Raw genomic sequence first — 24,264 nt, 5'->3', positions numbered from 1 at the left:
AGTTTGATTATAGCTTTAATATCTAAAGCAATAGAGATTTATACATATGTGTTAGTGATTTATGCTTTACTTTCTTGGTTTCCAGGTGCCTATGATTCAAAGATTGGACAATTTATTATAAGAATATCAAGACCATATTTGAGTATGTTTGATCGTTTAAATCTTAGTGTAGGTCCGATTGATTTTACAATTATTGTGGCAATATTTGTTCTTCAATTGGCAGGTAAAGGGTTAATTATAATATTAGCAAGGTTAATTTATATGATTTAAAGAAAGGATGTGAGTTTTTTGCAAGCTAATGTGTATCAGCATTTTCGCAAGGACGAGCATCCTTTTATTGATACAGTAGGTAACTGGATTGAACAAGTTGAGATGCAGTATGCACCAGTTGTTACTGAATTCTTAAATCCTAGGGAAATGTTTATTTTAAAAACATTGGTTGGAAAAAGGGATGATATCTTATTATCTTTTTTTGGTGGATTTGAAAATTCTGAAAGAAAGTGTGCTATTTTATATCCAAATTATTATGAACCAAGTGAAACAGATTATGATGTGTCAGTCTATGAAATTAAGTATCCAATAAAGTTTGGTCAATTAACGCATGGTAGAATTTTAGGAACGTTAATGAGTACTGGAATCAAGCGAGAATTTATTGGTGATATTATAACCGATGGATCTCGGTGGCAAGTATTTTTAAAAAAATCAATAGCTAATTATATTGTGCAACAAGTTGACAAAATAGGCTCATTTGGCGTAAAATTTGACGAAGTAAGTTGGCAAAATTTATTACACCCAACTGAGGAATGGATGGAAGAAAGCTTAACTATCTCATCATTAAGAATTGATAATATTATTTCAACAGTATATAATGTATCTAGACAACGTGCAAAATTGATTGTTGAGTCAAAAAAGGCTAAAGTAAACTGGACTGAAGTTGAACGAGTTGACTTTCCGGTTGATTATTTAGATATTGTTTCGGTTCGTGGACTAGGGCGTGTCCAATTATTAGAAACATTAGGGAAAACAAAAAAAGACAAAATACGTTTAAAAATTAGAGTGTTAAGAAAGTAGCAAGGAGTGTAAACATGGGAATTAAACCAATTGATATAACAAATAAGAGTTTTAATGCAAAATTTAAAGGGTATGATCGTGATGAGGTTGATGATTTCTTAGATCAAATCGCTTTAGAAGTTGAAAAATTGACACAAGAAAATCGTTCTTTAGAAAAAGAAGTAAAACAAGCAAATGATAAATTGAGCTACTTCAATGAATTAAAAGATTCATTGAATCAATCTATTATTGTCGCGCAAGATACAGCTGATAAATTGAAAGAAAATGCTATTAGGGAATCTGATTTAGCAATCCAACAATCACAAGCACAATCAGAAGATATTTTAGCACATGCTAACAAAATGTCAGATGAATTGATTACTGGTGCGACAAACAAAGCAAACCAAATTCTTACTGAAGCTAGTGAAAGAGCACGTCAATTAGCTGTAGAGACCGATGATTTGAAGAAAAAAACACGTATTTTCCACAGAAACCTATCAGTTTTATTAGAATCACAATTACAAATTGTCCAAAGTGATGAATGGGATGAAATCTTGAAACCATTTGGTGCTTATGTTGATAGTAGTCATCAAGCATTTAAGCAAGTTTTAGATGCTGTGGAAGCAGCCAATGGGGTTGCCCCAACTTCTCCAGCTGTGAATGTGAAGCCTTCATTCGATAATGCGCCAAAGAATAAGACAACTATTAAACAACCTGAAATAAACGTATCTACTACACGTGAAGCAGATAAAAAAGCAGCTAAACAACCAGCTGAAAAAAATGAAGAAACAAAAAAACTAAATAAAGTGGAACGTGCAACACGTCCAAGAGTTAAATAATACAAAGTAACTATGTAAAACAGAAAAGCTTAATCTATTCTTTTAGTGAGTTGGGGATAGTGGAAACCCGATAAGACAATGGATTAAGAAAGATCCTTTGCATAACAAATACCTGAACGAGAGTAAGGTACTTCGGTGAGAGTCGTTAAAGTCTACAAGAGAGTATGGAAGGTTTTCCGTGCTAAATTTTGGGTGGTAACACGATGACTTCGTCCCTTTTATAAGGGGACGAAGTTTTTTTTATACATAAAAATAAGCGAGGATGATAAATAATATGAAAATGAAAGAGACTCTTCATTTGGGAAAAACAAGCTTTCCAATGCGAGGAAATTTACCAGTAAGAGAAGTTGAATGGCAAAAGGAATGGGAAGAAAAAGATATTTATGGTCAACGACAAAAGTTAAATGAAGGCAAACCTACGTTTATCTTGCATGATGGACCTCCATATGCTAATGGAAACATTCATTTGGGACATGCCCTTAATAAAGTGAGTAAAGATATTATTGTCCGTTTTAAATCAATGTCAGGTTTTCGTGCACCATTTGTTCCTGGTTGGGATACACACGGTTTACCTATTGAGCAAGTTCTAACTAAAAAAGGTGTTAAACGTAAAGAAATGCCTAGAGCTGAGTATTTGGAGATGTGTAAAGAGTATGCGTTAAGTCAGGTAGATAAACAACGTAATGATTTTAAACGCTTGGGGGTTTCAGGTGATTGGAACAATCCATATATTACACTAACACCAGATTATGAAGCAGCTCAAATCCGAGTGTTTGGAAAAATGGCAGAAAAAGGTTATATCTATAAAGGATTAAAACCAATTTATTGGTCTCCATCAAGTGAATCTTCATTAGCTGAAGCAGAAATTGAGTATAAAGATGTTAAATCTGCGTCAATTTATGTGGCTTTTGATGTAAAAGATGGTAAAGATGTATTAGATAATGACACAAGTTTTGTTATTTGGACAACAACACCTTGGACGTTACCAGCTAATTTAGCTATCAGTGTGAATCCAGAGTATGTTTATGTTGTTGTGGAAGCAGATGGTAAAAAATTTGTTGTAGCAAAAGAATTATTAGAAACTGTTACAAAAGAAATTGGTTGGGAAAATGTTTCTGTGTTAAAAGAATTAAAAGGAACAGAGTTAGAAAATCTAACAGCGCAACATCCATTTTATGACAGAGAATCTCGTTTGATTTTAGGTGACCATGTTACATTGGATGCGGGTACTGGATTAGTTCATACAGCTCCTGGACACGGGGAAGACGATTATATTGTGAGTCGTAAATATGGTATTGATGTTATTTCTCCAGTTGACTCTCGTGGTTGTTACACTGATGAAGCTCCTGGATTTGAAGGGATTTTCTATGATAAAGCGAATCCTATGATTACAGAAATGCTAGAAGAAAGTGGACATTTGTTAAAATTAGACTTCTTTACACATAGTTATCCTCATGATTGGCGTACTAAAAAACCTGTTATTTACCGTGCAACACCACAATGGTTTGCATCAATTGATAAATTCAGAGGAGATATTTTATCTGAAATTGAAAAAGTGGATTGGATTATCCCATGGGGAAGAACACGTCTTTATAATATGGTTCGTGACCGTGGAGACTGGGTGATTTCTAGACAACGTGCATGGGGTGTTCCATTACCAGTCTTCTATGCTGAAAATGGTGACGCAATTATTACACCTGAAACAACTGATCATGTTGCAACTCTTTTTGCAGAACATGGGTCAAAAATATGGTTTGAAAAAGAAGCAAAAGATTTATTACCTGAAGGATTTACTCACCCAGGAAGTCCAAATGGAGAATTTACAAAAGAAACTGACATCATGGATGTTTGGTTTGATTCTGGATCATCACACGAAGCTGTATTACGTGGAAGAAGTGATTTATCATTCCCAGCTGATTTATATTTAGAAGGATCTGACCAATATCGTGGATGGTTTAACTCAAGTATTACAACAAGCGTTGCAATTAATGGTGTCGCGCCATATAAAGCAGTATTATCACAAGGATTTACATTAGACCCACAAGGACGTAAACAAAGTAAATCTTTAGGAAATACGATTGAGCCAAATAAAGTAACCAATCAAATGGGTGCAGATATTTTAAGACTTTGGGTATCAAGTGTGGATTATGAATCTGACGTTAAAGTTGATATGAATACACTAAATCAAATTGCTGAGGTGTATCGTAAAATTCGTAACACTATGCGTTTCTTATTAGCTAATACATCTGATTTTGATGCTAAGAAAGATCGTGTTGACTACGATAAATTACGTTCAGTGGACAAATATATGATGATTCGATTAAACGAAACGATAAAAACGATTCGTGATAAAGGATATGAAAACTACTCATTCTCTACAGTTTATAAGAGTTTAGTAAACTTCTGTACAAATGATTTATCAGCATTTTATTTAGACTTCGCTAAAGATGTTGTCTATATCGAAGCAGGAGACAATCATGAACGTCGTGCAATGCAAACAGTATTCTATGATATTTTAGTTGCATTGACAAAATTAATGACACCAATTTTACCATTTACTTCTGAAGAAATTTGGTCTCATTTACAAGAGAAAGAAGAATATGTTCAATTAACTGAGCTGCCAGGTTATGATACATACCCAGATCAAGATGATATTATGGAATTGTGGGATGGTTTTATGGAAATCAGAACACATGTCTTAAAAGCTTTAGAAGAAGCACGAAATAGTAAATTAATTGGAAAATCATTTGAAGCTAAAGTAACGATTTATCCAAATGAACCAACAGCAATGTTACTCAATGCATTAAATACTAATTTAGCACAAGTATTAATAGTATCTGATTTGGTTGTTGAAAAATCGTCTACAAAAGCACCGGATAATGCTATAGCCTTTAATGATATGTCAATTTTAGTAGAACCAGCTCCGGGAGAAACTTGTCAACGTTGTCGTGCCATTAAGGAAGATGTTGGAAGTCATAAAGATTTACCAACTCTATGTAATCGTTGTGCGGATATTGTTGAAACTACTTATCCAGAAGCTGTAGCTGAGGGATTAGAGTAAAAGTATTTTAGGTACTGTTTAAGAACATATATATCATCAGAAATATCAATGGTATATAATTTATAAGCAAAATGACTTAGTGAAGTGAAAGAAGAGATTCTTTCACTTTTTTAATGAATGTTTTATGTATAGGTGAATTTAAAGGAGAAAAAAATGAAAAAATTGAATCGTTTAGTGTTAGGAACTACTATTTTAATCACGTTGACTGCTTGTGGGGCAAAACAAGAGAGCAAAAAAACAATTGAATCTACTAAAGCAAAAGCAACTGTAAATATTGTATTGAAAGAAGATCATAAAGAATTTAATACTAAAAATATCACGGTAAAAAAAGCTGACGTGTTGTATGATATTTTAAAAGAGAATTATGACATTGAAGACACAAAAGGGTTTATTACATCAATCAATGGTCATAAACAAAATGAAAAAGAAAATAAATACTGGTTGTATACAATTAATGGAAAACAAGCTGAAAAAGGGGTACAAGAAACACAAGTATCCGATGGTGATGATATTGTTTTTGATTTATCAAAATTAGATTAATGCATAGGTGATTCTTGTGAAATATATTAAAACCAGAGATTTGACAATGATTGCTTTATTGACGGCATTTTGTGTTGTTGGAAGATTACTAACGACTTGGATACCTAATGTCCAACCAATTACAGCGATACTGATTTTAATTGCTTTATATATGGGGAGTTTGCAAGCTATGATTGTAGGTGCTCTATCTATTCTAATTACTAATTTTTATTTGGGTATGGGAATTTGGACAATAGCCCAAATTTTATCTTTTTGGTGTGTGATATTATTGGTATTCATACTAAAAAAAGTTACTTCTTTAAAAGATGCATTATGGATGCAACTGATTGTTTGTGCTCTTTCTGGTATAGGATATGGTTTCTTAGTATCTCTGATGTTAGCCCCTTTTTTTGGTGTAACAAATTTTTGGGCGTATTATATTACGGGAATGAGTTTTGATATGCTACACGTTTTTGGTACAGTCTTTTTTTATGTCATATTAAAAAAGCCATTTGTTCGTATTATTACGAAAGAGAGTGTTAGAAAAAATTAAGCGGATGAAGAGTGGAGAAGTCCGCTCTTTTTTTTGTTATACAAGTTTAAGATGGTACAACAGGGTCTAATCATTCCACAGTATATTAGCCAAATGTAATTTCTGATTACTATTCTTAGTATTATCTTGTTGATGATCGTATGACTAAATCTTGCGTAATTTCTATTGGTGAAAACTCAGAGTATTTTAATGTATTGTATAGATAATTAAAACAATTCATTGCTTGTGTTTCTAGGTGGCAATCAACCGTTGTTAGATGGACAATGTCACTTATATCATTATTATCAAATCCCATAATCCCTATGTCATCAGGAATATTATAGCCTAAATTTTCTAATTCTGATATACATTCTGCAGCAATAAAGTCTGTGTAAAATACTAAACTATCCGGTCTATTAGTTGACTTATGCCATTTTTTTGCGATAATTCTTCCAGTTTTTTGATGTTTAGCATTTAAAAAAATCCATTCATTTTCTTTAATTAGTTCAGTGTGTTTATCATAAAAATGGTTTAAGGCATCGATACGAGCAAGCGTGTTTTTATTGTTTTCAAAGCCTAAAACATGGCCAATTTTTTTGTAACCACGACTTAGTAGAAATTCTAAAGACATTAAATAGCTATCATATTGATTAACATAAGAAGAATAAATATCGGGAGAATCAATTCGATGCCAAGTTGAAATAGGTCCAAATTTTCTATAGGGTTTGATATTATCCCATGAATTACTTCTAGTAAATATAAAAACAGCATCGACTTGTTTGTATTTCATAAGGTTTAAGGCATCTAGTTCTTTCTCTTTATCTCCTCCAGTGACATATAAGTTAACATAAAAATCATGTTTCAACGCAGTTTTAGTAAATGCATTAAGAAAAATACTAGTGTATTGATTAAAATCATGTGAGATGAAAGCAATTGTTTTAGTCAGTCCAGATTGTAAATTTCGGGCTATCATGTTTGGAATATAGCCTAATTCATCCATCGCTTGTTCTACTTTTTCTCTTGCCATATCACTAACATATCCGTTTTTTGCTACGACACGAGAGACTGTTGACTTTGAAACACCTGCTTTTTTTGCTACATCAATAATAGTTGTCATTTTAAAACCTCCATTTATAAAAATTATACCAAAAATATCTTGACATGGGAATGTTCCCACAAGGTAGAATAAATTTATAAAAGATACAAGGAGGAAATATTATGGGATTTAGAAAAGACTTTTTATGGGGTGGCGCAACAGCTGCTAACCAATGTGAAGGTGCATATAAAGAAGATGGACGTGGATTAGCTAATGTGGATTTAGCACCAGTCGGTAAAGACCGTGCAGCCGTTATTACTGGTGAAATGAAAATGTTTAATTTTGATGACAATCATTTTTATCCAGCTAAAGAAGCCATTGACATGTATCATCGCTATAAAGAAGACATCGCATTATTTGCTGAAATGGGATTTAAAACGTATCGTTTATCTATTGCTTGGTCTCGTATTTTTCCAAAGGGTGACGAAAAGGAGCCAAACGAAGCGGGGTTAAAGTATTATGAAGACTTATTTAAGGAATGTAAAAAATATGGTATCGAACCATTAGTGACTATCACTCATTTTGATTGTCCAATGCACTTAGTAGAAAAATATGGTGCGTGGAGAAGTCGTGAAATGGTTGGATTTTATGAAAACCTTTGTCATGTCATTTTTAATCGCTATAAAGGACTTGTCAAATATTGGTTAACATTTAATGAAATTAACATGATTTTACATGCCCCTTTTATGGGAGCTGGTTTGTATTTTGAAGAAGGCGAAGACAAAGAACAAATAAAATATCAAGCGGCTCATCATGAATTATTAGCCAGTGCAATTGCAACAAAAATTGCGCATGAAGTTGATCCTGAAAATAAAGTTGGATGCATGCTTGCAGCTGGTGCAAACTACGCCTATACAAGTAAACCAGAAGATGTGTGGGCATCAAGAAAAGCTGATAGAGAAAACTATTTCTTTATTGATGTACAATCTCGTGGAGAATACCCAGCGTATGCGTTGAAAGAGATGGAAAGAAATGGTATTACTTTACCAATCAAAGAAGGCGATTTAGACTTATTGAAAGAACATACAGTTGATTTTGTGTCATTCTCTTATTATTCCTCAAGACTTCAATCAACTGATCCAGCCATTAATGAACAAACAAGCGGTAATATTTTTGAATCATTGAAAAATCCATACTTAGAGTCAAGCGAATGGGGTTGGCAAATTGATCCATTAGGACTACGTATAACATTAAACGATTTGTATGATCGCTATCAAAAACCTTTATTTATTGTTGAAAATGGACTTGGCGCTATCGATACACCAGATGAAAATGGCTATGTAGCAGATGATTATCGTATTGAGTATCTAGCAGAGCATATCAAAGCTATGAAAGATGCTGTAGAAATTGATGGTGTAGACTTGTTAGGATACACAACTTGGGGTTGTATTGACTTAGTAAGTGCTGGAACTGGTGAAATGAAAAAACGTTATGGATTTATCTATGTTGATCGTGATAATGAAGGTAATGGAACGCTTAATCGTAGTAAGAAAAAATCATTTGACTGGTATAAAAAAGTAATTGAAACAAATGGAGAAGACCTAAGTAACTAAAAATTTCTGAAAGACTTTGGATACTATTTCTGAAGTCTTTTTATAATAAATGTATATTTATTGTTTACAAGAAAGCGTAAACATGTTATTATCTTTTTATAAAGGATTGTAACTGCTAGGCAGGCAAGACCTAAATTGAATGAAATAGTAAATGGCAGAGTTAGTCTCAGTAAGTATAGCTGGGATTAGTTTGTGTAGACTATTTTGGTCAATTTAGGTCTTTTTTGCATTCAAAAATGTAAGGAGGAATTATCATGGCAAAGCTTTCTAATAGAGAGTTAGCAACACAAGTTTTAGAATTAGTTGGGGGAAAAGAAAATGTAGATAGTGTGGTGCATTGTGCCACGCGTTTGCGATTTAAATTAAAAGACGAGTCACTTGCAAAGACAGAGGAGATAAAAAATATTCCAGACGTGATTCAAGTGGTTCAAAGTGGAGGACAATATCAAGTCGTTGTGGGTAGTCGAGTATCTGAAGTTTATAATGAGTTACTTGATATTTCAGGATTAGGTGAATCTACAGACGAAGAAAAGAAAGATAGTAATATATTTAACAAATTTGTTGACATCATTTCAGGTGTGTTCACGCCATTTTTAGGTGCATTAGCTGGAACAGGGGTATTAAAGGGATTATTATCTGTTTTACTATTAACAGGTGTATTGACAGATAAGTCAGGTACTTACCAAATTCTGTATGCCGCATCAGATGGTTTAATGCAATTTTTACCATTTGCAGTCGCATTTACAGCTGCTAAGAAATTTAAGACAGATCCCTTTATCGCATTGTCAATTGCAGGAGCATTACTTTATCCTTCAATTACACAAATGGCTTCAGAACAAGCTTCATTGAATTTTATGGGAATTCCTGTCATTATTAGTCCAACAGGATATATGCAAACGGTTATTCCAATTATTTTATTTGTTTGGTTACAAAAATATGTTGAAACGTTTATGAAAAAAATTGTTCCAGAGTTTTTAAAAATTATTTTAGTTCCTATGTTAACTATTATGATTATGGTACCATTAACATTTGTAGCAATTGGCCCATTAGGAACAATTATTGGGTCAGGATTAGGAACAGCCTATACAGCAATCTTTAATTTTAGCCCGATTTTAGCTGGAGCTGTGATGGGTGGTTTATGGCAAGTGTTTGTTATGTTTGGTATGCACTGGGGATTAATACCAATTGCTTTAAATAATTTAACACAGTATGGCTTTGATACACTATCTCCAATGTTATTAGGGGCTGTTTTAGCTCAGGCTGGTGCAGCATTTGCAGTATTTTTAAGAACAAAAAACGAAAAAAGAAAAGCTTTGGCATTATCAGGTACATTAACTGCTGTTTTTGGTATTACAGAGCCAACTGTTTATGGGGTAACGTTACCTCTAAAAAAACCGTTTATTGCAGCTTGTATTGGTGGGGCTGTCGGTGGAGCCATTATAGGTGGAGCTGGCGTAAAATTATTTGCCAGTGGTTTAATCAGTATACTGTCTATACCAGGATTTGTTAGTACAATCGATGGTGTCGGATCAAATGTGATGGCTGGAATTATAGGGAGCATTGTATCTATGGTGGTTGCTTTTATTATAACAATAGTCATAGGTTTTGATAAAGAGGAAAAAGTAATCGCTCAAGGGACTGATAATACATCGTCAAATGATAAAACAACTCAACAAACAGGAACAAAAGAAGAATTAGTTTCTCCTGTAACCGGTACAATTGTTCCATTATCTGAAGTGAAAGATGAAGTGTTCTCATCAGGTGCATTAGGAAAAGGTATTGCTATAAATCCAACAGTAGGTGAGTTGTATGCTCCAGCTACTGGTGAAATAACGACCGTATTTCCAACCGGACACGCGATAGGTATGACAACGACAGATGGCGTAGAAATTTTGATTCATATTGGGATGGATACAGTTGAATTAGAAGGCAAAGGATTTGATATTAAATCCAAACAAGGTGATAAGGTAAATCAAGGTGATTTACTTGGATACTTTGATATTGATTATATTAAAGAAGCTGGAAAACCTGTAGTAACGCCAGTTGTTGTGACAAATTCAGATCAATTTTTAGACATTTTAACATTAGATCAACAAGATGTTGTATCGGGTGAAGAGTTATTAGTTGTTGTAAAATAATAGTGTTTTGGAAGATGTGATAAATAAATCTGTTAAAAATTATTTATAGGATGTATAATGTAACAAGGATTAATTATCATATCAACGTTTTAAGAAAAGGACACTAGTGATGATTATAAAAAAAGTTTTAAATAATAATGTGGTAATTTCTGAAAATAAAGATCAGCAAGAAGTTGTAATCATGGGAAAAGGAATTGCTTTTAATAAAAAAATAGGAGATAAACTTTCATTAACAGCCGTTGAAAAGATGTTTGTGAATCAATCTGGAAGTGAAAGGCAAGAGATGGAAAATCTTGTTGAAAAAATTCCTCCTGAAATTATTGAAATATCAAAAGAGATTATGTTATTAGCTGAAAAAGAGATTGGTTATAATTATTCTGAAAAATCTTATTTAAGTTTAACAGATCACTTGTTTTATGCGATAGAAAGAGCACAAGAAAATATATCATTACCTAATCCTTTATTATTTGATATAAAAAAGTTTTATGCAAAAGAGTTTAATGTAGCGATGCAGGGGATTGATATTGTGGAAAAAAGATTGGGTGTCACTATGACCGAAGAAGAAGCAGGTGTTATAGCGCTACATTTAGCTAATAGTGTGACAGATTATCAAGACATGACAACTACGATGAAAAATACTGAATTGGTAAAAAATATTTTAAACATTATTAGGAGATATTTTGGTCGTGAGTTTGATGAAAATTCTACGAATTATCAACGAATGGTTACGCATATTCAGTTCTTTGTGCAACGATTAATGAACAATGAATTAAGTGAAGAGACAGATGATTTTTTGTATGAATTAGTGCAATCAAAATACCCACAAGCATTTCAGTGTAGTTTAAGAATTAAAGACTATTTATCAACTAAACGAGATATCTCAATTGGTCATTCTGAAATAATTTACTTAACGATTCATATTAATAGAGTCATTACTACCAAATGACTCTGTGTAAAGAAATACACATATAAGTAACCGTATTGATAGTATAAATTCTATCAATGCGGTTTTTTATTTTTTTAACTCAGGTAGGTGATTAGATGTTAATAGAAGGTGTTGTAGTTTATCTAAAAACCTCCTTGTATCTAGGGTACTTTAAATGTATCTATATCAGTGTAAAGATTGTATAAAGATGACACTTAAAGATTAACACTATCTTTATAAAAAGCTTGTTATGATGAATACATCTTAAAAAAAGGAAGGGAAAATTGATGATAATTATCTCGGGTATTGTAGCCATTAGTCTACTTTTATATTTATTTTATCAATTATTTTGGGGGGATTAGTCACATGAATCAATTATGGATGATGCAAATTATTTTCTTTGCTGTGTTAATTATTATCGCCATACCTTTAGGTTTATACATAAATAAGGTGATGACGAATCAGCATAATTTACTAACAAAAATAGTTCAACCAATAGAAAACATTGTGTATAAATTTTTGGGTCCTGTATCAAAAGAGTCGATGCGAGGAAAAGAGTATGCATTTAGTGTTTTAATCTTTAGTGGTGTTTCATTTATTGTGTTATTTTTGATTTTAATTTGTCAGGGATTGTTACCTCTAAATCCAGAAGGGTTACCAGGTCTTGATTTGTCTTTGGCCTTTAATACAGCGGCAAGTTTTGTGACAAACACAAACTGGCAAGCTTATGCAGGAGAGAACACATTATCGGTTTTTAGCCAAGCGATTGGTTTAACTGTGCAAAACTTTGTGTCAGCTGCCATTGGAATATCAGTGTTATACGTTCTACTTAGAGGGTTTAAAGAAAAAAACACAAAAACGCTAGGTAATTTTTGGCAAGACATGACACGAGTGATTTTGTATATTTTAATTCCCTTATCATTAATTGTTTCAGTCATATTACTCTCACAAGGAGTCGTACAAACATTAGCAACATCTGTTGAAACAACAAGTTTAGAATTAGGTGAGAAAATATTTTTACCACTTGGAACAGTGGCTAGTCAAATAGCGATTAAGCAATTAGGAACGAATGGTGGAGGTTACTTTGGAAGCAATTCAGCCTTTCCGTTTGAAAACCCAACTGTTATTAGTAACTTTATTGAAAACCTATCAATTTTATTGATTCCTGTAGCTTTAATTGTTGCATTTGGGGTATTTGTTAAAGATTGGAAGCAAGGACGCACGATTATGATTGTGTCATTTGGTTTCTTAATCGCGGCTATGATTGGTGTGACATTAACTGAATATTATGGTCCACAATATAGTCAAGTTATTGGTCAAATGAATATGGAAGGAAAAGAAACGCGATTTGGCATTGGATGGTCAAGTCTATGGGCTGTTAGTACGACCGCAGCTTCTAATGGATCAGTGAATGCTATGCTTGATAGTTTTACGCCATTGGGTGGATTGATTCCAATGTTTTTAATGCAATTAGGAGAAATTATTTTTGGTGGTGCTGGAAGTGGCTTATATGGCATGATTGTTTTCATTTTATTAGCTATTTTCATTGCAGGTCTTTTAGTTGGTCGAACACCAGAATATCTAGGGAAAAAAATTGAACCTTTTGATATGAAGATGGCTTGTTTGGTAATTTTAACCCCATTATTGCTTACGTTGCTCGGCACGATGATGATGGTTTTACATCCTGAAGCCATGACTTATTTAACAAATTCTGGACCACATGGTTTTTCTGAAATATTATATGGTCTGACATCATTAGCTAATAATAACGGGAGTGCTTTTGCTGGTTTAATGACAGATACTGTCTTTTTAAATATGCTTGGAGGAGTGATTATGATACTCTCTCGCTTTATCCCAATGACAGCTATTATCTTTTTGGCTTCTAATTTAGGAAGAAAAAATGTGGTAGCTGAAAGTTCAGGAACATTATCAACTACCAACACTACTTTTACAGTAATGTTAATTATTACTATTTTAGTGATTGGCGCACTTAGTTTCTTACCTTCTATGGCACTAGGTCCCATTGCTGAATTCTTTTTAACGAAATAAGTTAGTCAGAAAGGAAATGAATCATGGAACATAAACAACATATTCTTCAAGATGCCCTAAAAGCATCGGTAAAAAAATTATCACCACGTGTACAAGTTCAAAATCCAGTAATGCTTGTCGTTTATATAGGTGCGGTACTTTCAACTGTTATCTATTTTTTAAGTTTTATGAGTGATCAAGGAGCGAGTTCTTACTTTATATTCACGGTGGCTATTGTGTTATGGTTAACGATTTTGTTTGCCAATTTTGCTGAAGCTATTGCAGAAGGTCGTGGGAAAGCACAAGCTGCAAGTTTGAAACAAGCGAAACAAGATGTGTTGACTCGTAAAATTAATAGTATTGAAGACATTGCAAAACAACAATTTATTTCAATCAAATCATCAGAATTAAAAAAAGGTGATTTGGTTTATGTTGAAGCCGGGGAGCAAATTCCAATGGACGGAGATGTGATTGAAGGGGCTGCTTCAGTGGATGAGAGTGCCATTACTGGAGAATCGGCTCCAGTTATTCGTGAATCTGGTGGCGACAGAAGTGCTGTAACAGGGGGAACAACTATTGTATCTGATTTTTTAGTGATACAAGTAACATCAGAAAGCGGCGAATCTTTTTTAGATAAAATGATTTCTATGGTTGAAGGAACGGAACGAAAGAAAACACCTAATGAGATAGGGTTACAAATTATTTTAATCATGTTAACGATCATTTTCTTAGTCGTTTCAGTGACGTTATTACCGTTTACAAAATTTTCAAGTGAGTTGGCAGGACAAGGTGAGATGTTAAATCTTGTCACTGTGATAGCCTTACTTGTTTGTTTAGCACCAACAACGATTGGTGCACTTGTGTCATCAATCGGGATTGCTGGGATGAGTCGTTTAAACAAAGAAAATGTGATTGCGATGAGTGGGAGAGCAATTGAAGCAGCTGGTGATGTGGATATTTTATTATTAGATAAGACTGGAACAATCACGTTAGGAAATAGACGAGCGAGTGAATTTTTACCTGTTGATGGTATATCAGAAGAAGACCTAGCTGACGCAGCACAATTGTCTTCTTTGGCAGATGAAACAGCTGAAGGACGAAGCATTGTGGTGCTAGCAAAAGAGAGATTTGATATTAGAGGTCGAGAGCTAAATCATCATGAAGTAAATTTTATCGAGTTTACTGCTAAAACGAGAATGAGTGGGATTGATTATCAAGGAGACGAAATTCGCAAAGGCGCTGCCGATACAATGAAGATTTATGTCGAATCATTTGGCGGTAGTTATCCTGAGTCGTGTGATAAATTAGTTCAGCGAGTAGCATCAGAAGGAGGAACACCTTTAGTTGTTGTTAAAAATAAACAAGTATTAGGGGTTATTTATTTAAAAGATATTGTAAAAAATGGTGTGAAAGAAAAATTTGAGGATATGAGACGTATGGGGATTAAAACCATAATGATTACTGGAGATAATCCAATGACAGCCGCAGCAATCGCAGCCGAAGCAGGTGTAGATGATTTTTTAGCTGAAGCAACACCAGAAAATAAAATGAGCTTAATTAAAGATTATCAAGAAAAAGGGCACTTAGTTGCCATGACGGGGGATGGGACCAATGATGCACCAGCACTTGCACAGGCAGACGTTGCTGTCGCGATGAATACAGGAACACAAGCAGCAAAAGAAGCTGGAAATATGATTGATTTGGATTCAAGCCCGACGAAGTTAATTAGCATTGTAAAAATTGGTAAGCAGCTTTTAATGACTAGAGGGGCACTCACAACATTTAGTATTGCAAATGATATTGCAAAATATTTTGCAATCATTCCAGTGCTGTTTTTCAGCATTTACCCATCGCTAGAATCACTAAATATTATGAATTTAACAAATCCAACAACGGCAATTTTATCAGCAGTTATTTACAATGCGTTAATTATTATTGCGTTGATACCTTTATCATTGAAAGGTGTATCGTATAAGGAAAAACCAGCTAACAAAATATTAAGTCATAATTTACTTGTGTATGGGCTTGGTGGAATTATTGCTCCATTTATAGCAATAAAACTCATTGATATGCTGTTGACATTAGTTATGTTTTAGGAGGAAGGAACATGAAAAAAATAATTATCACTTCTCTTAAAGGAGTGTTGATTTTTACGCTAATATGTGGTGTATTATATACATCAGTTGTTACAGTGATTGGCCAAACATTTTTTAGCGATAAAGCCAATGGCAGTTTAATCACAAAAGAGGTAGATGGACAAAAAGTGACAGTAGGATCAAGTTTGATAGGTCAGTCGTTTACAGAAGATAAGTATTTACATGGTCGACCTCAAGAAGTAAGTCAACTTTCCCCAGTATCAGACGAACAAAAAGAGTTAGTTGCTAGTCGTGTGGAAGAAGTTGGGGAAAATGTCCCAGTCGATTTAGTGACTGCAAGTGCTAGTGGCGTAGACCCACATATTTCATTAGCATCTGCTATGTTTCAAGCTGAGCGAATTGCAAAAGCTAGAGGAATCTCTGCAGAAAATGTCAAAAAAGTAATCACTAATTATACAGAAGGCGGTTCTATTAGTGGCACAACTGAAAAACGAGTGAATGTTTTAAAGGTAAACCTCACGTTAGATGACATGACATAAAGGTGGTTAAACAATGGATGAGAGGCAGAATCCACAAGACATACTTGAAAAGGTAAAAAAAACAGAAGAGCGCCAGAACCAAGCAAAATTAAAAGTATTTTTCGGGTATGCAGCAGGTGTAGGGAAAACCTATGCGATGCTAAAGGAAGCACATGAATTACAAGATGAGGGTAAAAATGTGCTTCTAGGATATATAGAGCCACATGCGCGACCTGAAACAAAAAAATTAGTTGAAGGCTTGTCAGTATTACCCACTAAAACCATACATTATAAAGGAATGACGTTGAACGAATTTGATATAGATGAGGCTTTAAGGCAGCATCCTGATGTCATTTTAGTGGATGAGTTGGCACATACCAACGCACCAGGGGCTCGAAATAAAAAAAGGTACCAAGATATTGAAGAGTTGCTAAAGGCAGGGATTGATGTTTATACAACGGTTAATGTCCAGCACATTGAAAGCTTGAATGACATTGTTGAAACGTTAACAGGTGTCAAAGTTCATGAAACAGTGCCAGATACTTTTTTTGATAATAGTTCAATAAAGGTGATTGATATTGAACCTGAAGAGCTTATTGATAGATTAGAGCATGGAAAAATTTATACGGAATTAAATGCAAAAAAAGCGATATCTAATTTTTTTAAACCTGAGAATTTGTCGGTATTACGTGGCATTGCCATTCGCCGAGCTTCAGATCATATAAATGTGATGAATCAGCAAGAGATGGTGAAACCAACAGGTATTCATACCAAAATGCTCACATTAATCGATAACAGAAACCGTGGTATGACTGAAAAGTGTTTACGTTGGACGTCACGACTTGCTACAGCACTTGGCAGTGAATGGTTAGCTTTAGAAATCGTAGAGGACCTTTCTGATCATGATGAGTCTGATAGTGCGAAGTTAGCTAAAAAACTAGGAGCCGAAGTGGTTGTTGTCGAAAGCGACCATTACTTAGAAACTGTAGTGACTTTTACTAAAAAAAGAAATGTGACGGATTTAGTCATGGGAAAATTGATCAATCGTTCAAAGTTTATCCGTTTTTATAGGACTCCTTTAGAAGATGAGCTGATGACTTTTTTACCGGATGTGGATATTCATTTAGTTCCATATAAATCACAAAAATACATCGTCAATGATTTTAATAAAGAAAAAAAGAATCGATCAGTAGATTTTTATTGGCGTGATTTTTATGTAACATTAGTCGGATTGTTATTAGCAACAGCCTTTTCGGAAGTAGGAACTTATTTAAAAATAGGGGATCAAAATATAATTTTAGTGTATATTCTTTACGTTATTTTAATTGCACGCTTAACTAAGGGGTATATTTGGTCTATTGTGTCTTCTGTTTTAAGTGTTTTAGTTTTTAACTGGTTTTTTGTACCACCATTATTTTCGTTAAGTGTGTACAAAGAAGGGTACATTTTAACGATGGTTATTATGCTATTTGTTGCACTATTAATCAGTAATTTAATGATACAAATAAAACGTCAGGCAACTTATGCAATAAAGCGTGAACAACAACTAGAAATATTATATGAATTAAATAAAAAGTTTTTATCTGTTCATACTAAAAAAGAAATACTAAACGTAACGGCTCGTTATTTATCAGATACGTTAAGTCGTCGAGTAGTCTTATATGGTGAAGAAATATTAAATCCAAACGTGCTAAATGATGCTGATTACCATGGCGGATTAGATGAATTGGCTGTAGCTAATTGGTCGTTTGTTAATCAAAAAAAAGCTGGCTACGGGACTGACACGTTAATGGGGTCAGATGCACTTTACATACCAGTTCTCTCAAATGGTGTCACTTTAGCAGTGATGGGAATTGAAAGTAATAAACAAAAGGTGATGACAGATGACATTGTGATGTTTTTAGAATTAATTTCTACTCAGTTAGTTTTAGCGATTGAACAAAATAACTTAGTCATTGATAAGCAACGTATTATACTAGAAAGTGAAAAGGAACGAATGAGGGGGAATTTACTTAGAGCGATTTCTCACGACTTAAGGACTCCTTTAACAGGTATATCAGGGTCAGTTGAAACAGTGATTAATGATTTAAATTCGAATGATTGTCATATTGCAATGAATTTGAAGTTATTACAGGGTGTCCAAGAAGATGCAGACTGGCTCATTCGCATGGTAGAGAACTTATTATCAGTCACTCGCATTAACGAAGAAACCATGAAAGTAAAAAAACAAGAAGAAGCAGTAGAGGAAGTAGCTTCAATAGCTCTTCAACGTATTAAAAAAAGTTACCCTGGGAGTGTTGTCATTAGTCATTTGCCAGATGACTTTCTCTTTGTGCCAATGGACGCCATTTTAATTGAACAAGTCTTGTTTAATTTAATCGAAAATGCTATCAAACATTCAAAGAGTGACACACCGATTTATTTTGATGTGACGTCATTACCAGACGCTGTTCGTTTTAGTGTGAAAGATAACGGAATTGGTATGAGTGATGAACAGCGCTCGTATCTCCTAAATGAGTCGACAAGACAGGAGACGCCGATTGATTCAAAAAATGGAATGGGAATTGGATTATCGATTGTTAAAACCATCGTTATGGCACATGATGGACAGTTATCTGTAGACAAAAATCCAGAAGGCGGCGTGATTTTTTCATTTACACTGCCTCTAAAATGAAAGGAATTAGTATGCCAACTGTATTAATTATAGAAGATGATCAAGTGATTGCTGATTTCATGAAAGCAGTTTTAGAAAAAAAAGCTTATACAACATATGTTGCACACTCTGCATTAGAAGGTTTATCCACCTATCGAATGTGGCCAATGGATTTAATTTTGTTAGATTTAGGATTGCCGGATCAAGATGGATTAGAGTTGTTGAAACAAATTAGAAAAGATAGTGGGGTGCCTGTGATTGTTATCTCAGCTAGAGATGATGAGCGAGTAAAGGTAGAAGCATTAGATGAAGGAGCAGATGATTATATTACTAAACCTTTTGGGACACCAGAACTTCTTGCTAGGATTAGAACAACTTTAAGGCACTACAATCAAGTGAATAATGCAACCAGTGCAATGAAGCAATTGATAAATGGCGATTTGTGCATTGATGTTGAAAAACATTTAGTTAGTAAACGAGGTCAAGAGATTCACTTGACACCAAATGAGTATAAAATTGTGCAACTGTTAGCTGAAAATATGGGTAAAGTATTGACGCATTCATTTATATCTAAAAAAGTATGGGGGCCATATACAAATGAAAGTAAAACACTGCGTGTCAATATGTCGAATATCAGAAAAAAAATTGAAGACAACCCACTTGAACCAGAATATATTATGACTGAAATTGGAATTGGTTATCGTATGCTAGAACAAAATTAAAAGAGGCTGACCTAAAAGTATTAGAATATAAAAAATCCCATGAAATCCGTTAATTACAACGTTGATTTCATGGGATTTCTATTTTGATAGTTAAGTGATTTTGATTGAAAAAGTTACTTTTGGGTCAGCCTCTTTTAATCGTATGGTGTGTCTGGTGGTACGACTTTTTCTAAGTCTGCTATTTCTTTTTCTAATGTTATGACTTCTTGTTTTTTTTCTTCTAACGCCTCTTTTTTATCTTCAAGAGTTTCTTCTTTGTCCTCAAGTGGTGATTTGATGAGGTAATTCCATACGATGGCAAAAAAAGTACCAATAAATGTATCAATGACCCTCTCTATTGCGTAAGTAAAAGAGCTTGTTTTTGGAATAGAAAAGCATAAAAATAAAAGAGTGGCAACAGCACCGATAATTCCCTTTTGATTGTTTAAACGAATGGAGACAGTAATAGTAATTAGAACAAAAAATGGGACTAAAAAAATTTCTCCGATTGATTGATTAGGTAATTTCAATAAACAAATATAATATAAAATCCCGCAAATCCCACCAATAGTATTTCCTAATATTCTAGATTTTCCAAAACTCATGGTTGTTGACATATCTTCTCTTAAAGCAAAAACGGCAGCAAGTGTTGCTACCATGGGTGACCCTCGGTGGGTAAGATGAAAAAAGACAATACAACACATAACAGCAATGGCAGTTTTTAAAGTTCTAAGGCCAATTCGATATTTTCCAATAACCATCTAGATAATCAGCCTCCTATTTATGATTTGAGGGAACAGCTTTTTGATAATTATTAATTAAGTTTGTCGTATATGAAATGTTTTGCAACGTTTCGTTTGTTACAAGTAATGTTGCTCCATTTGCCCTATCAATAGCAGAAAATAAAGCATCTGCTGTTTCAACAGTTATATCTTCATATAATTCTTTTTCTTGCGATAGACTTGATTCCAAGTAGAGCTGCAATGACTCGATATTATTAATAATAATATCTAAGCTTCCTTGAATAGCAATAAGTTTTGTGTTATCTACGTCTACAGCCTTTTTAGCAATTATTCCTTTAAGCTCTTTATTGTACGATTTGATTGCTTTATTATCCTTCTTAAGTGTTGATAACATTTCTTCTCGTTCATTGTAACTTTTGTTTAACTTACTAGTAGAGTTGTTTAATATATCAGTTAGGTGTTCTTCATGAACTTCTTTATCATACGTTGATGGGAATGTTTCAATCAGTTCATTTAAAGAGGAAATCGTTTGTTTTTCTTCTTTTAATTGTTGATTAATATTATTAGTAACAGTTACTGATTGGTCTAATTCTTGTGTGATACCACACGCACTTAAAGTGAACAAGAGTATACACACTGTAATAAATGGTTTGATTCTCGTCATAATACAATCCTCCTCAATATAATCTTATGATAAACGATACGGCGTTAATTTTCTAGTATTTGACGAGAAACAAATTTTGACTTTAAATAGAATAAAGATAAACTTGTGAAAAGAGGAGTAGTATGAAAATTGGATTACGCACGATAAAAACGGCAATTACAGCATCTTTAGGGATATGGATTGCCACCATTTTAGGATTTAAATATGCTTCAACAGCCGGTGTTGTGGCGATATTAAGTGTCACAAATACAAAACGCTCATCTGTCAAAATTGGTGTAGGAAGAATTCTAGCATTTATGTTAGCGACTATTATGGCATTTTTTTGGTATCACGTGGTGGGTTATAACCCATTAGCTTATTGTTTGTTATTATTATTTTATATTCCTATTGCTGGAAAATGGAAAATGCCTGAAATCGTCCCAATTAACTCAGTTTTAATGACGCACTTTTTAAATGAAAAATCCATGGCTCCTTGGTTAATATTAAATGCCTTTGGTTTATTGTTAATCGGAATTACTTTAGCACTGATTGCGAATTTACATATGCCTAGTGTTAAAGAGGATATAGAAAATAATAAACAAGTGGTTGACCAGACTATCCAAAAATTATTACAACAATTTTCTGAACTATTGTATCGAAAAGATGTTTCTAATGAGTGTAATGCTTTATTAGAGGGATTGTCCAAATCCATTAAACAAGGAAAACAATTATCAAAACGTCATATGGACAATCAATTACTATCTCAAGACGAATATTATTTAAGTTATTTTAATATGAGATTAAGACAATTTGAAACATTAGAAGACATGAATAGTTTAATTAAGCAAATCTCTGTTGACAAAGACGTATCCGAAAGTGTAGAGCAATTATTGTTAAATATTTCAGAAACCTACGATGAGAATAATGATGGCTTGGCTTTAAAAGAAAATGTCTTAGAGGTATTTCAAATGTATGAAACCAAACCATTACCAAAAACTCGGACAGAATTTGAGAATCGGGCAAAATTGTATCAATTGTTGTTACAAATTCAAACATTTATTGATATTAAAGTGAATTTTAGTCAAATGAATGAAAAAATGTTGTAGTTTTTCTAAACTTATTGAACCAATCAATGTATTTAATTCAAAACTCTTTCCAAATATAGTAGAATAGTATGTGATATTATATCTTGTATTGATTTAATTATAGAAAAGAGGATGACGTATTATGCATCAAGCAATGGTTAATATTATGTTAGACCGTATAAGAGATCAATTTATTAGTGAAGACGTATTTTGTAAAAATATTTTAGAGTTACCAATTGAGACGTGGTCTGATTGGAAAAAAGGTATAGCACAATTACCTAAAGATAAAATGCAAAAAATAAAAAATTTATTTTCTGATTATGAATGGATGTTGCTACATAAAATAGTTAGCCAGACAATTATGTTTCCAGAAAAAAGAAATTACGCAAGTGTCGAATACAAACGACTTAAAACAGTGATAGCCAATACATGGATAAAATCAGGTGTGGCTAATGTAGAACTTATCACCCAACAACGTTTTAGTAACCAAGAATTATTAAATGCCCCGCAAAAACATGTTGTCGTACTTCGTGTGGTCATGAATTATGGCGAGTGGGGGTATGATGATATTTTAGAGTTTTTCATGCCAGGAATTGTTCAACAACAGATAGAAGAATCAAAAGTCGACTTGTTGGAATGGCTAGATGAAAATTTAACGGACACTTACGCTGAAGAAAATGGCGAAGATAAAAGGAATGATTAGGCCTAATGGCTAAAAAAATATTTGTTGGTATTATCTGTTGCTTCATTGTTTTAGGAGTATGGTTCAAAGCTGGGGGCAGCCAGGAAGTAGTAGAAAAAGCAGAAAATACAAAGGGTAATAAGGTGTCAAAAATTGAAACGAAAGCTATTTATCCAGGTAAAGTGACCGATTGGGATTTGATTTTAGTAAATAAAGATAACAAAATTGAAAAAGAACCAACGAGTTTAAAAGAATTACCTAATGGTGAAAAAATAGACAGTAGAATTTTTAGTGCATTCAATGAATTAGTAGATGCGGCTAATAAAGAAAACTATAAAATTATCACGATTTCTGGTTATCGCTCAGTGGCAGAACAAACGGCAATCGTTAATCGAGACATTGCTTCATATAAATCTCAAGGATTGTCTGATGAAGAAGCTAAGAAGAAAGCAATGGAATATTTAACTGAGCCAGGATTAAGCGAGCATCATACTGGATTAGCAATTGATATTTTAGAACAAGATTGGTATAACCAAGGAAACATGTTAGAGGGAGAGTTTGGGGATACGCCTGCGGGAAAATGGATTGAAGCACACTCTTGTGATTATGGATTTATTGTTCGATACGAAAAAGGCAAAGAAAAAATCACGGGAATTAACTATGAGCCTTGGCATATTCGTTATGTTGGTAAAGCCAATGCCTTATATATGAAGAAGCATAATTTGTCGTTAGAAGAATATGTTGAAATGATTAAAAAGTAGGTAATTTATGGCGAAAAAATACACAAGAAAAAATAGCTATTCTAGAAAGATGACGTTGCCTATACTTTTAGGAATGTTATTATTGTTTGTTAGTATTGTTGTTTTTTTATTGAGTCTAAGGGGGTTGAGCAATCCAACCGTTGAGACTCAATCTGATTCAACTAATACAACAAATAAACAAGCTTTTATTGATGATATTGTTCCAGTAGCTAAAGAAATGCAGACCAGTCATGGAATCATGCCCAGTATCATTTTGGCTCAAGCTATTTTAGAGTCTGATTGGGGAACAAGTGAATTAAGTGCAAAGTATAATAATTTATTTGGCATAAAATCATTTAGTCCCAATGATCATTCGGTTAAACTTGAAACCAAAGAATATAAAGATGGCAAATGGGTGAGTATTAAAGCGAATTTTAAAGTTTATGCAAGTTGGTCTGATTGCATTAGAGATCATACACTATTATTTGTACAAGGCGTTGATTGGGACCCTTATTTGTATCAAGGTGTTCTTTTGGCAGATGATTATCAAACTGCCGCTAAAGCTCTTCAAGTTGCCGGGTATGCAACAGACCCAGGATATGCGGAAAAATTAATAGCGCTTATTAATCAATACAAATTAGATCAATACGATCATTAAAATT

22 protein-coding genes are annotated in these 24,264 nt (G+C 33.5%); 19 read left to right on the top strand and 3 right to left on the bottom strand.

Annotated elements, in window-relative coordinates:
* The first annotated feature begins 6 nt into the window (after positions 1 to 6).
* From JNUCC83_RS07420 to JNUCC83_RS07395, 6 genes are all read left to right on the top strand, one after another.
* Complete coding sequence (locus tag JNUCC83_RS07420) at positions 7 to 270, top strand: YggT family protein (protein WP_454461344.1); 264 nt, start codon at positions 7 to 9, stop codon at positions 268 to 270.
* An 18-nt stretch (positions 271 to 288) separates the two neighbouring features.
* Positions 289 to 1,071: a YlmH family RNA-binding protein gene (locus tag JNUCC83_RS07415; RefSeq protein WP_454459419.1), complete on the top strand. Its 783-nt coding sequence runs from the start codon at positions 289 to 291 to the stop codon at positions 1,069 to 1,071.
* Between the two features lie 14 nt (positions 1,072 to 1,085).
* Positions 1,086 to 1,889 carry a DivIVA domain-containing protein gene (locus JNUCC83_RS07410; RefSeq protein ID WP_454459418.1) on the top strand — a complete coding sequence of 268 codons (804 nt, stop codon included), beginning with the start codon at positions 1,086 to 1,088 and terminating at the stop codon, positions 1,887 to 1,889.
* A gap of 274 nt (positions 1,890 to 2,163) precedes the next feature.
* Positions 2,164 to 4,950 (top strand): isoleucine--tRNA ligase, encoded by a 2,787-nt coding sequence (gene ileS, locus JNUCC83_RS07405; RefSeq protein ID WP_454459417.1) that lies wholly within the window; start codon positions 2,164 to 2,166, stop codon positions 4,948 to 4,950.
* 153 nt (positions 4,951 to 5,103) lie between these two features.
* Positions 5,104 to 5,490 carry a DUF4430 domain-containing protein gene (locus tag JNUCC83_RS07400; protein WP_454459416.1) on the top strand — a complete coding sequence of 129 codons (387 nt, stop codon included), beginning with the start codon at positions 5,104 to 5,106 and terminating at the stop codon, positions 5,488 to 5,490.
* A 16-nt stretch (positions 5,491 to 5,506) separates the two neighbouring features.
* Positions 5,507 to 6,022: a hypothetical protein gene (locus JNUCC83_RS07395; protein WP_454459415.1), complete on the top strand. Its 516-nt coding sequence runs from the start codon at positions 5,507 to 5,509 to the stop codon at positions 6,020 to 6,022.
* Positions 6,023 to 6,143: 121 nt separating this feature from the next.
* Here the strand turns inward: JNUCC83_RS07395 and JNUCC83_RS07390 are convergent, their stop codons facing one another.
* Positions 6,144 to 7,118 (bottom strand): LacI family DNA-binding transcriptional regulator, encoded by a 975-nt coding sequence (locus JNUCC83_RS07390; protein ID WP_454459414.1) that lies wholly within the window; start codon positions 7,116 to 7,118, stop codon positions 6,144 to 6,146.
* 101 nt (positions 7,119 to 7,219) lie between these two features.
* Here JNUCC83_RS07390 and JNUCC83_RS07385 point away from each other — a divergent pair, with 101 nt between their 5' ends.
* The 9 genes from JNUCC83_RS07385 to JNUCC83_RS07345 all read left to right on the top strand — a co-directional run bounded on the left by JNUCC83_RS07385 (position 7,220) and on the right by JNUCC83_RS07345 (position 19,730).
* Complete coding sequence (locus JNUCC83_RS07385; protein ID WP_454459413.1) at positions 7,220 to 8,650, top strand: 6-phospho-beta-glucosidase; 1,431 nt, start codon at positions 7,220 to 7,222, stop codon at positions 8,648 to 8,650.
* 254 nt (positions 8,651 to 8,904) lie between these two features.
* Positions 8,905 to 10,788: a beta-glucoside-specific PTS transporter subunit IIABC gene (locus tag JNUCC83_RS07380; protein WP_454459412.1), complete on the top strand. Its 1,884-nt coding sequence runs from the start codon at positions 8,905 to 8,907 to the stop codon at positions 10,786 to 10,788.
* A gap of 109 nt (positions 10,789 to 10,897) precedes the next feature.
* Positions 10,898 to 11,734, top strand: a complete 837-nt coding sequence (licT, locus tag JNUCC83_RS07375) for a BglG family transcription antiterminator LicT (protein WP_454459411.1) — start codon at positions 10,898 to 10,900, stop codon at positions 11,732 to 11,734.
* A gap of 266 nt (positions 11,735 to 12,000) precedes the next feature.
* Positions 12,001 to 12,075, top strand: coding sequence for a potassium-transporting ATPase subunit F (locus tag JNUCC83_RS07370; protein ID WP_454461343.1), 75 nt, complete (start codon positions 12,001 to 12,003; stop codon positions 12,073 to 12,075).
* Positions 12,076 to 12,079: 4 nt separating this feature from the next.
* Entirely contained in the window at positions 12,080 to 13,762 is a 1,683-nt protein-coding gene (kdpA, locus tag JNUCC83_RS07365) for a potassium-transporting ATPase subunit KdpA (protein ID WP_454459410.1), read from the top strand.
* Between the two features lie 23 nt (positions 13,763 to 13,785).
* Positions 13,786 to 15,837 carry a potassium-transporting ATPase subunit KdpB gene (gene kdpB / locus JNUCC83_RS07360; RefSeq protein WP_454459409.1) on the top strand — a complete coding sequence of 684 codons (2,052 nt, stop codon included), beginning with the start codon at positions 13,786 to 13,788 and terminating at the stop codon, positions 15,835 to 15,837.
* Positions 15,838 to 15,848: 11 nt separating this feature from the next.
* Positions 15,849 to 16,376: a potassium-transporting ATPase subunit C gene (locus JNUCC83_RS07355; protein WP_454459408.1), complete on the top strand. Its 528-nt coding sequence runs from the start codon at positions 15,849 to 15,851 to the stop codon at positions 16,374 to 16,376.
* A gap of 13 nt (positions 16,377 to 16,389) precedes the next feature.
* Entirely contained in the window at positions 16,390 to 19,029 is a 2,640-nt protein-coding gene (locus JNUCC83_RS07350) for a DUF4118 domain-containing protein (protein ID WP_454459407.1), read from the top strand.
* A gap of 11 nt (positions 19,030 to 19,040) precedes the next feature.
* Positions 19,041 to 19,730 carry a response regulator transcription factor gene (locus JNUCC83_RS07345; RefSeq protein WP_454459406.1) on the top strand — a complete coding sequence of 230 codons (690 nt, stop codon included), beginning with the start codon at positions 19,041 to 19,043 and terminating at the stop codon, positions 19,728 to 19,730.
* Between the two features lie 134 nt (positions 19,731 to 19,864).
* Here the strand turns inward: JNUCC83_RS07345 and JNUCC83_RS07340 are convergent, their stop codons facing one another.
* Both JNUCC83_RS07340 and JNUCC83_RS07335 read right to left on the bottom strand, forming a co-directional pair.
* On the bottom strand, positions 19,865 to 20,470 hold the full coding sequence (locus JNUCC83_RS07340) for an FUSC family protein (RefSeq protein WP_454459405.1): 606 nt from the start codon (positions 20,468 to 20,470) through the stop codon (positions 19,865 to 19,867).
* 16 nt (positions 20,471 to 20,486) lie between these two features.
* Positions 20,487 to 21,116: a hypothetical protein gene (locus JNUCC83_RS07335; RefSeq protein WP_454459404.1), complete on the bottom strand. Its 630-nt coding sequence runs from the start codon at positions 21,114 to 21,116 to the stop codon at positions 20,487 to 20,489.
* A gap of 122 nt (positions 21,117 to 21,238) precedes the next feature.
* Here JNUCC83_RS07335 and JNUCC83_RS07330 point away from each other — a divergent pair, with 122 nt between their 5' ends.
* The 4 genes from JNUCC83_RS07330 to JNUCC83_RS07315 all read left to right on the top strand — a co-directional run bounded on the left by JNUCC83_RS07330 (position 21,239) and on the right by JNUCC83_RS07315 (position 24,260).
* Positions 21,239 to 22,201, top strand: coding sequence for an aromatic acid exporter family protein (locus tag JNUCC83_RS07330; RefSeq protein ID WP_454459403.1), 963 nt, complete (start codon positions 21,239 to 21,241; stop codon positions 22,199 to 22,201).
* Between the two features lie 121 nt (positions 22,202 to 22,322).
* Positions 22,323 to 22,883, top strand: coding sequence for a hypothetical protein (locus JNUCC83_RS07325; RefSeq protein ID WP_454459402.1), 561 nt, complete (start codon positions 22,323 to 22,325; stop codon positions 22,881 to 22,883).
* A 5-nt stretch (positions 22,884 to 22,888) separates the two neighbouring features.
* Positions 22,889 to 23,623 (top strand): M15 family metallopeptidase, encoded by a 735-nt coding sequence (locus tag JNUCC83_RS07320; RefSeq protein ID WP_454459401.1) that lies wholly within the window; start codon positions 22,889 to 22,891, stop codon positions 23,621 to 23,623.
* 7 nt (positions 23,624 to 23,630) lie between these two features.
* Positions 23,631 to 24,260, top strand: a complete 630-nt coding sequence (locus JNUCC83_RS07315) for a glycoside hydrolase family 73 protein (protein WP_454459400.1) — start codon at positions 23,631 to 23,633, stop codon at positions 24,258 to 24,260.
* Positions 24,261 to 24,264 lie beyond the last annotated feature (4 nt).

Source organism: Vagococcus sp. JNUCC 83 (assembly GCF_053667615.1).
This window is presented reverse-complemented; position numbering and strand designations above follow the sequence as displayed.

Coding starts and splice junctions, on each gene's coding strand:
- JNUCC83_RS07315 (WP_454459400.1), top strand. CDS start 23,631: ATGGCGAAAAAATACACAAGAAAAAATAGCTATTCTAGAAAGATGACG.
- kdpA (WP_454459410.1), top strand. CDS start 12,080: ATGAATCAATTATGGATGATGCAAATTATTTTCTTTGCTGTGTTAATT.
- ileS (WP_454459417.1), top strand. CDS start 2,164: ATGAAAATGAAAGAGACTCTTCATTTGGGAAAAACAAGCTTTCCAATG.
- licT (WP_454459411.1), top strand. CDS start 10,898: ATGATTATAAAAAAAGTTTTAAATAATAATGTGGTAATTTCTGAAAAT.
- JNUCC83_RS07330 (WP_454459403.1), top strand. CDS start 21,239: ATGAAAATTGGATTACGCACGATAAAAACGGCAATTACAGCATCTTTA.
- JNUCC83_RS07390 (WP_454459414.1), bottom strand. CDS start 7,118: ATGACAACTATTATTGATGTAGCAAAAAAAGCAGGTGTTTCAAAGTCA.
- JNUCC83_RS07350 (WP_454459407.1), top strand. CDS start 16,390: ATGGATGAGAGGCAGAATCCACAAGACATACTTGAAAAGGTAAAAAAA.
- JNUCC83_RS07345 (WP_454459406.1), top strand. CDS start 19,041: ATGCCAACTGTATTAATTATAGAAGATGATCAAGTGATTGCTGATTTC.
- JNUCC83_RS07400 (WP_454459416.1), top strand. CDS start 5,104: ATGAAAAAATTGAATCGTTTAGTGTTAGGAACTACTATTTTAATCACG.
- JNUCC83_RS07325 (WP_454459402.1), top strand. CDS start 22,323: ATGCATCAAGCAATGGTTAATATTATGTTAGACCGTATAAGAGATCAA.
- JNUCC83_RS07385 (WP_454459413.1), top strand. CDS start 7,220: ATGGGATTTAGAAAAGACTTTTTATGGGGTGGCGCAACAGCTGCTAAC.
- kdpB (WP_454459409.1), top strand. CDS start 13,786: ATGGAACATAAACAACATATTCTTCAAGATGCCCTAAAAGCATCGGTA.
- JNUCC83_RS07320 (WP_454459401.1), top strand. CDS start 22,889: ATGGCTAAAAAAATATTTGTTGGTATTATCTGTTGCTTCATTGTTTTA.
- JNUCC83_RS07335 (WP_454459404.1), bottom strand. CDS start 21,116: ATGACGAGAATCAAACCATTTATTACAGTGTGTATACTCTTGTTCACT.
- JNUCC83_RS07355 (WP_454459408.1), top strand. CDS start 15,849: ATGAAAAAAATAATTATCACTTCTCTTAAAGGAGTGTTGATTTTTACG.
- JNUCC83_RS07380 (WP_454459412.1), top strand. CDS start 8,905: ATGGCAAAGCTTTCTAATAGAGAGTTAGCAACACAAGTTTTAGAATTA.
- JNUCC83_RS07410 (WP_454459418.1), top strand. CDS start 1,086: ATGGGAATTAAACCAATTGATATAACAAATAAGAGTTTTAATGCAAAA.
- JNUCC83_RS07340 (WP_454459405.1), bottom strand. CDS start 20,470: ATGGTTATTGGAAAATATCGAATTGGCCTTAGAACTTTAAAAACTGCC.